3 protein-coding genes and 3 pseudogenes are annotated in these 5,758 nt (G+C 63.3%); 3 read left to right on the forward strand and 3 right to left on the reverse strand.

What is annotated here, in order from left to right; genetic code table 11:
* From CW362_RS45155 to CW362_RS42220, 3 genes and pseudogenes are all read right to left on the reverse strand, one after another.
* A pseudogene (locus tag CW362_RS45155) lies at nucleotides 1-119 on the reverse strand (MFS transporter); the annotation flags it as partial.
* Nucleotides 106-467 (reverse strand): annotated as a pseudogene (locus CW362_RS42210) (IS110 family transposase); the annotation flags it as partial. The pseudogenes CW362_RS45155 and CW362_RS42210, both read right to left, overlap by 14 nt.
* A 238-nt stretch (nucleotides 468-705) precedes the next feature.
* Entirely contained in the window at nucleotides 706-993 is a 288-nt protein-coding gene (locus CW362_RS42220; protein WP_103554880.1) for a hypothetical protein, read from the reverse strand.
* A 548-nt stretch (nucleotides 994-1,541) separates the two neighbouring features.
* Between CW362_RS42220 and CW362_RS42225 the strand changes: the two are divergent.
* The 3 genes and pseudogenes from CW362_RS42225 to CW362_RS42235 all read left to right on the forward strand — a co-directional run.
* Nucleotides 1,542-2,341 (forward strand): annotated as a pseudogene (locus CW362_RS42225) (transposase family protein).
* A gap of 169 nt (nucleotides 2,342-2,510) precedes the next feature.
* Nucleotides 2,511-2,840, forward strand: coding sequence for a CU044_2847 family protein (locus CW362_RS42230; protein WP_162684436.1), 330 nt, complete (start codon nucleotides 2,511-2,513; stop codon nucleotides 2,838-2,840).
* A gap of 135 nt (nucleotides 2,841-2,975) precedes the next feature.
* A partial coding sequence (locus CW362_RS42235; protein WP_240658342.1) for an ATP-binding protein occupies nucleotides 2,976-5,758 on the forward strand: 2,783 nt, incomplete at its 3' end.

Genomic DNA, 5,758 nt, shown 5'->3' on the forward strand with positions numbered 1-5,758 from the left:
TCCCGGGCGAGAGCGGGCAGGATCAGGGCCGCGCCGCACAGCACGCCGCCGACGGGGACCACGACGCGCGCGCCGAAGCGGTCGGTCAGGGGGCCGGCCACCTGCATCCCGGCGAAGGCGGGATGTCTCCGCGATCACATATGCATCGCGGGCGTCGGTCTTCACCTCACCCCGGTAGGCGCCGGACATGCGGTTGACCGTACGTCCGGGCACGTAGACCGCCCGCTGACCGTGAGAGCTGCGAGCAGCGCCAACAGCAGCGCCGAGGACGTGCCGGAGATGTCTACCGCCCAGTGGACCTCCTCCGCCGGGTCCAGGAGCTCGCCAAGCGCGGCCAGGATCGGCGCCTCATCGTTCTCGATCTTCTTCGACCACAGCGTCGCGCCGGTCTCATCGACCGCCGTCCCCCAGTGATGCCCCTTGCCCGCGTCGATACCGACCCAGACTTCGGTCTTCCTGTCGCTCACTTGCCCCTCCCCGGTCCGCGCAGCGCTGCCGTCAGCCCGAGGAACACCCCGCTGGCATATCCGTAAATAGCGACCGAAGCGCACATCTCAATCAGCAGCCAGGGCGCCCCGGAGAGCCGGACGGCCACTCCTTCGGAGCCACGACAGGCAAGACCTGATCAGCCACATCCGGCCCTCCCTGGCCGCCCAACAACTTACGGAGACCCGATGAACCAGCCCACGGGCAGGTCGATTCAGGTCAACACCTTGCGTCATCCGTCCACGCCGAGATCTCCGCAGCGCCCCGCCGGACAGCTTCTTCCTGGCCTTGGGCCAGCTTCCTGCAGGCCGCTGCAACAGCTGGCACACCGTCCGGTCTCACGAGCGCGTCATGCACCCCGGTCTGCAGCCAGTCAGCCTGATTGCCGTCAGCCTCGGCAACCGCGAGAGCAATGAGCCTCACGGCGGTCACCGTCCCCATTCGAGCCAGGGCCTCTGCCGTCTGTCGCGTCACCGCCGTGTTCTCGACATCCAGCAGCAGCCCCACCAGCACTTCTGCAGCCTCAGGAACATCGGCGAAGGAAGCAAGGTCACGCCCAGCGCAAACACGTTGCGCCCACGAAGGAGACGACGCCTCAGCCAAGGCCGCCTCCAACCCACTCATCTCTGACACGACGAGACAGTCTCATGCCCCACGAAGAAGATCGAACCTCGGGCCGAAGCTACCCACACGCTTGACGAAGAACATAGAGGCCCCCCGCATCTTCTCCCGTGCCCGCGTCGGACAAGGTGTGGACCATCTCAGTGATGACCGCCTACCTGGGATTCACGAGTGGAACCCGGCGCCCACCCGACGTGGGAGTCGGGCCGCAGTGACTCCAGCGATCAGCCACGGGCGGCGAGAACGATCCACCAGTTCCGTCGGCAGGCCGTCTTAAAGGATCGAGGTTGGTGGTCCGCAGCACATCTTTCGAAACAGTTGAGTGAGCCTTTGCCAACTTGCCTCTTGGGCTGGGCAGTTGGCTCGACAGATGAGTGAAGCCCTGGTAGACGAGTTCACGACCAAGATCACCCGGTACCCACCAGAAGCTTCGCATGCTTGTCTACCCGTGCGGGCTGGACGTGTCCCGTCGATCCCTGTCCTTCCTCGCTGCTCGCCTGCGAGAACATCGTCGTCGAATCAAGAGCCGCTGGCGCCGGCTCCCGGTCGGCCGTCAAGCCCTGCTGGTGCTGACGCATCTGCGGAACGGAACCACGTACGCCCAGCTCGCGGCGGGCTTCGGGGTCGGGACGAGCACGGTCTACCGCTACATCAGCGAGGCCGTCGACCTACTGGCCGCACTGGCCTCGACCCTCGACGAGGCCCTCCTGGCGGCTTCGGCGAAGGCGTACCTCCTGCTCGACGGGACGCTCCTGCCCATCGACTGGGGGCACCTCCCGGCCGAAGGCTGGGGGAGATCGCCGCCGACCGGCCCTTCTACTCGGAAAAGCATAAGAAGCACGGCATGAACGTGCAGTTCATCGCCGATCCGTTCGGCCGGCTGCTATGGGCCTCGCCCGCACTGCCAGGGGCCGTTCACGACGTTCGCGCGGCCCGCGAACACGGCATCATCAACGCCCTCGACCAGGCCCGAATCCCTTGCTGGGCGGACAAGGGCTACCAGGGCACCCGCGGCACGGTCCGGGATCCGTTCCGCGGCCGATGGGAGACGCTTTCCAGAGGTCAGCAGGCCGTGAACCGATCCCAGGCCAAGATCCGCGCCCTCGTCGAACAGGCCATGGCCACCCTCAAGAACTGGCGACTCCTCCGCAAAATTCGCTGCTCGACCACCCGCATCACAGGCCTGGCCCAGGCTGTCCTCACCCTGCATCACGCCAGCTCATCCGCAGGTTGAAAAGACCTCAGTAAGACCTTGACAGGCCAGCTCAGGAAGTAATTCACTGGAAGTAGAGGCATCGTGGTGCTCGTGGAGAGGCCCGCTCCAGATAGAGCCGTGGCCTGGGAACTGAGCGGCTGTTTTTCCGGAGCCGCGCGGGCAATGCCAAATGGGCAGGGAGACTATTGTGTCGATCCCGCAGGCGCCAACGACCCGGGGCGTTCAACTGGTTAAGTCCGGCGGCGTCAAATTCTACGTGGAAGTCGTGGAGACCGGAGGACCCAAAGTTGTCGGCATCGGCAAAGCGATGTCGTTGAAGGGGGTTCGCGATACGGTCGAGGCGGTGGCGCGGGAAATGGTCGATGTCTGGGACAATGTCAAGCCCGACTCGGCGAGTGTAGAGTTTGGGCTTGCGATAACCGCTAAAGGCGGCCTGCTGACCGGACTCATCGTCGACGCAGATGGGTCTGCGAGTTTGAAGGTAACCCTCAACTGGAAGAAGGCCGACGCGGCCTGACATACGATGCTGAGATCAGTCGATACAGTCGCCTTGCGAAGGTTTGTCGTACGAATTTGCAGTGTCGACGGGGCGGGGACACTAGGCACGGGCTTTTTTGTGGCCCCTGGCTGGGTCATGACTTGTGCTCATGTGGTGAGGGACGTTCAGGAGGTTGCGATCATCCCAAGCTCGCCGCTCAAGAACACCCCGGTACCAGTAAAGGTCAAGGATTCATGGGGTGGGCCGGTAGACGGTCAGGAGGTACGTTATCCGGACATCGCGCTGCTGAAGCTCCAGGAACGGATCGAGCACCCCTGCGTTGTATTGGACCGCAGAGGGAGGCCAATGCCGGAGGAGATCTGTCACGGATTCGGCTTCCCGGAGCGAGAGAGCGATCTAGAACCACCCGGATCGCCTGCCACTTTCCGGTTCGAGGGAGTGGAAGGCGACGCATTCCTCACCTTCAAGGAAGGAAGTGCAGATCCCGGGCTTTCTGGCGCACCCTTGGTTTCGCCTGGTCGTGATGCCGTCGTTGGGATGATGGTTGCAACCCGAGGGTCCCCTGCAAGTCTTGGCGGCTATGCTGCGCCAGTCACTCCTCCCCTCAGGGAAAATAAGCTGGGCAGAAAGGTCCTCAAGCGCAATGAAGAGGCAATGAGAGCAAATCCCCACGGCTGGGATGATGTAGTCTGCGTAGACAAGCCTAGTCCTAGCCTCGCGGAATGGGAAGCTGACGCCGAGTTGGCCGGAATCTCCATCTGGACCGATGCAGATGTGGAACTCGGCCACGCCATCAGGGATGGTACGCAACCGGAGCACTCTTTCATCGACCGGATTCCCGTCGACGTTTATCTTCTCCGAAATAATGGACTCCCGAATCTTCAGATGGATTTCCCGGAGCTCGGTATGGTCCTGGACCGGTGGCTGATGGCAGCACCCTGGAACGAGTTCGGCGGCAGCATCCGCGTGCTGTGGATCGTAGGAGAGCAGGTTCGGGACCAGAGCAAGGGACTACTTGCCTGTCTCGCCCGAGCTGGATGGCACCACTACCGGATCTACGACTCCCACCACGATTTGAGCCTGGCCGCCAAGGCAATAACCCGCCCTGATATGCCCCGGTTCCCCATCGGCGTGATCGGTGTGGATCTCAGCGATCAGCAGGCCGATGCCCAACGGGCCCTGGATACCTGGCACGACGTGCGGAAAGCTGTGGACATATTCAGGGGACAGGCGGCTGAGCACGATCGGTTCCCCTTGATGGTAATAGCAGGCACCGAGAAGCAGGCACGGCAGGCGCATGAAGCCCTTAACTGGCTGCTGGAGATCAGCCCCGTCGACATAAAAGGGCGCCCCGCCAAACGAGTCTACAGCTACCCAGACCTCGACCCGCCAGCCCCGTCCCGCCTCACCGGAAGCTATTACAACCGGGGGCTGCCCATGACCACCCGGAATCTCTTCGGCCGCACCAAGGAGCTGGCCGAACTCAGATCTTCCTGGGACTCACAGCGGACCCGGATCTTCACCATCGTCGCCTCTGGGGGCACCGGGAAGTCCTCGCTGATCAACACCTGGCTCAGCGAGATGCAGGTAGCTAACTTCCTCGACGCCCAGAAAGTGCTGGCGTGGTCCTTCTACAGCCAGGGCACCAGGGACAACCTGGTTTCCGCTGACCCGTTCGTCGACTTTGCGACTGACTGGCTGGGCGGCACTTCGAAGAAGTCCCTGAACCCGTGGCAGAAGGGCCTGGAACTTGCCGCTCTTATCAAGCAGAACGTCTTTCTGCTGATACTGGACGGCCTGGAGCCGTTGCAATACCCGCTCACCGCCCCGGACCTCGGCGGTCAGCTGACGGATGACTCCATCCGCGCTCTGCTCGAAGAGCTGGCGAAGCCGGACTGGCAGGGCCTCTGCGTCATCACGACCCGTGTACCCATCGTGGATCTCAGACCGTCCGATGACCCAGACGCCGGCACAGTCATCGAACGGGCACTGGAGAATCTGGACGAATATGCCGCCTGCCAGCTCCTTCGATCTCTGATCGGCGAAGATCGGGATTTCAGGGACCTTCAGCCGGTCGTTCGAGATGTCGGCTGCCACGCCCTAGCGGTGACCCTTCTGGGTAACTATCTGCGCGACGTCCATCATGGAGATATCAACGGCCGGGCAGACTTGGCAAAACTGACCGTCGAGGGCAGGGAGGGAGCACACGCCCGTCGAATCATGGCCTCCTACGTCCAATGGCTGCAGCAACACGAGCGGGACACCGAGTTGGCAGTGCTTCGCGTGATCGGCCTCTTCGACCGCCCAGCCTTCCCAGAGGCGATGGGGGCGCTCTTGGCGGAGCCAGCTATCGACGCCGCACTGGCCGGACTCGGCAGCGTGGGGAGCGAGGAGTGGAACCGATATGTCGGTGCACTGCGAGGTATGGGTCTGCTGAACCGGGAGATCCCGGACTGGCCGGGTGCCCTCGACGCCCACCCGCTGGTCCGGGAATACTTTCGTGACCTCCTCCAGCAGGAGTCCGGCACGTGGAAGGAGGGCAACCGGAGACTATTCGAGTACTACCGGTCGCGGGCGCCAGGCATGCCATCCGAATCCCACGGCATGACGCACCTCTACTCCGCGGTCAATCACGGCTGTGCGGCAGGTCTCCATGAAGAGGTGTTCGAGCAAGTTCTTCTGAAGCGCGTCTGGCGCGACCGCCGAATGAACTTCTCGACCCGAAGGCTCGGCATGACCGGATCCGACCTGGGTGCCCTGTCCAATTTCTTCAAACGCCGCTGGACCGAACTCCGAGAACTCCCCCTATCGAACCGCGCACGAGCCCTCGTCATGACAAACGCCGGCGTCCGGTTGCGGCAGCTCGGGCGGCTAAGCGATGCCCGCCAATGCTTCGGATCGGTCGTCCGGGAGATCGGACCGGCCGCAGCCGAGGA

It is taken from the genome of Streptomyces populi (assembly GCF_002911015.1).
GTDB lineage: Bacteria > Actinomycetota > Actinomycetes > Streptomycetales > Streptomycetaceae > Streptomyces > Streptomyces populi.